The following is a 2,375-nucleotide window of genomic DNA, read 5'->3' on the forward strand; positions in this document are numbered from 1 at the left end:
GAAGCGATTTCCGGCGTTTCCGGGGCCTTGCCGCTGTTGATCCCCGCTGATCCGCGGTTCGTTTCCGTGGCCGAACTGATCGAGACCTGCGACGGTTTCCTGTTCACCGGCGGCCGTCCCAATGTCCATCCCGAGGAATACGGCGAACCCGCGACCGAGGCCCACGGTGCCTTTGACCGGGCGCGCGACGCCATCACCTTGCCGCTGATCCGGGAACTGGTCGAACGCGGCCAGCCGTTTCTGGGGATCTGCCGGGGCTTTCAAGAGGTTAATGTCGCCATGGGCGGCACGCTGTATCCCGAGATCCGCGAACTGCCGGGGCGGATGAATCACCGGATGCCGCCCGATGGCACGATCGAGGAAAAATTCGCGCTGCGCCACGCCGTCACCTTTACCGATGGCGGACCCTTTGCGCGACTGTTCGGCGCCGCCAAGGTGATGACCAACACCCTGCACGGGCAGGGGATCAAGACCCCCGGCGCCCGCATCGTCATCGACGGCTATGCCCCTGACGGCACGCCCGAGGCGATCTATGTCAAGGATGCGCCCGGCTTTACCCTGTCGGTTCAGTGGCACCCCGAATATAACGCCGCCTGCGATCCGGTCTCGCGGCCGCTGTTCGAGGCCTTCGGCGCCGCAGTCCGCGACTGGTCCGAGGCCCGCCGTCCGGCGCCGGTGCTGCAATCCGCTTGACCTTCCCCCCGCTGGAAGCTCTAGACAGACGAAAAATCGACAGGATGGATCATGGATTTCAAGATTATTCTCGCAGCTGGTGTCATCGTTGCTGCGGGCGGCGCCTATTGGCTAAGCCGCCCTGTGCCCGGCACGGACATGGCTCAGGCCTCGGCAACCTCGGCCGCGACGGCCGCTGATGCCATCGTGTCGATCACCGTGCCGCAAATCAGCGAAGACGCCCAGATCGGCGCGCGGATCTTTGCGGCGAAATGTGCGACCTGTCATGGTGACAACGGCGTTGGCCGCGACGGCAAGGCGCCGCCGCTGATTCACAAGATCTATGAGCCCGGCCATCACGGCGACATGGCGTTCCTGCGGGCGGCGCAATTCGGGGTGAAATCGCATCACTGGCCGTTTGGCGACATGCCGCCGGTTCCGGGCATCACTCAGGCCGAGGTGGGCGAGATCATCACCTATATCCGCGAAATCCAACGCGCCAACGGCATTTTCTAAGCCGCGCTTCGGCTTAGAAAAACATCAACGCCTGTGCTTCGTGGCGTTTCAGGCACAGGCGCGAGGTCGGGCCATAGGCCCCAACATTGCTGCGCAATTCCGGGAAGATGCTGAACAATTCCTCGCGCGCCGGGTCCAGAATGGCGCCCAGCCCGACATGGCCGGGGTGAAAGCTTTCGCTGGGGGCGCCTTCGGCATAGATCACCTCGTGCCGGTCAAACAGCAGGTGCACATAAGTGATGCTGGGCATCGGGCAGCGGGTGATGGCGCGGTCGTCGATCAGGTGAATCGCCGGGGCCAGAACCTCGTGCTCGCCAAACAGCAATTCAGCGCGGAAATCCGACAACAGCATCCGGTGCTGGGGCGAGACCATCAGATCGCGGGTATTGCCCAGCGTTCCGGCGCGAATGCGCACCGGCGCCAGATCGGTCATCGCCGGAACCCGCCGAATGCCGATCCAGCGGATCGGTTGCAGGCCGCTGTCGGCGGTGATGACCAGATCGCCCGGCTCAAGCGTTTCGACCAGCCGCTCGCCATGCGGGGTCAGGATGCGGGTGCCTGCGGTAAAGCAGATCACTACGTTCTCGATTTCCGAGAAATTCACCACCGTGCCATCGGCCATCGTGACCGAACCAGCGCTGTGATCGGGCAGGGAAAAGTTGATGTCGGCTGCTTTGACGAGGCCCTGAAAATTCAGGGTGTCGCCCAGCGTCTCGGCAGCTTCGCCGCCGGTGATGGTGATGGTGCCGCTGCCGGGTTCGGCCAGTTCGCTGACATAAAAGGTATCGTCGCCATCGCCGCCGGTGGCGACATCGCCTTGGGCCACGGTGATCGTATCGGTCCCGGCACCGCCCGTCAGCGTATCGGCCCCCAAGCCGCCGATCAGCGTGTCATTGCCCGCGCCGCCATCCAGCACGTCATTGCCGCTGCCGCCTGTCAGTTGGTCCGCACCGCCGCCACCCGCGATATTCACCCCGCCTGACGTGGCCGAGGCATCGACGATGTCATCCAGTTCGGTCAGGATCAGGTTTTCGATTTCCGAGAAGGCGACGCTGTTGCTGCCATCGCCCAAAGTGCCGGCCTCGTCGCTGGAATAGCTGCCGGTGATCGCGGTGGTCAGTGCCGAGAAATCCAGCGTGTCGTCATCGGTGCCGGTCTCGCCGCCTGCGACCACGTCTGAGCCGAAA

General features: G+C 64.0%; 3 protein-coding genes. 2 read left to right on the plus strand and 1 reads right to left on the minus strand.

The window, feature by feature from the left end; all coding sequences use genetic code 11:
• A partial coding sequence (locus tag ABYW26_RS13480; RefSeq protein ID WP_372605430.1) for a gamma-glutamyl-gamma-aminobutyrate hydrolase family protein occupies positions 1-693 on the plus strand: 693 nt, incomplete at its 5' end.
• 51 nt (positions 694-744) lie between these two features.
• Positions 745-1,188, plus strand: a complete 444-nt coding sequence (locus tag ABYW26_RS13485; protein WP_372605431.1) for a cytochrome c — start codon at positions 745-747, stop codon at positions 1,186-1,188.
• Positions 1,189-1,201: 13 nt separating this feature from the next.
• Here ABYW26_RS13485 and ABYW26_RS13490 read toward each other — a convergent pair.
• Positions 1,202-2,375 (minus strand): Hint domain-containing protein (locus tag ABYW26_RS13490; RefSeq protein WP_372605432.1); only part of this gene is annotated, 1,174 nt, incomplete at its 5' end.

Origin of the sequence: Actibacterium sp. (genome assembly GCF_041584535.1) — a bacterium.
In the GTDB taxonomy this organism is placed as follows: domain Bacteria; phylum Pseudomonadota; class Alphaproteobacteria; order Rhodobacterales; family Rhodobacteraceae; genus Actibacterium_D.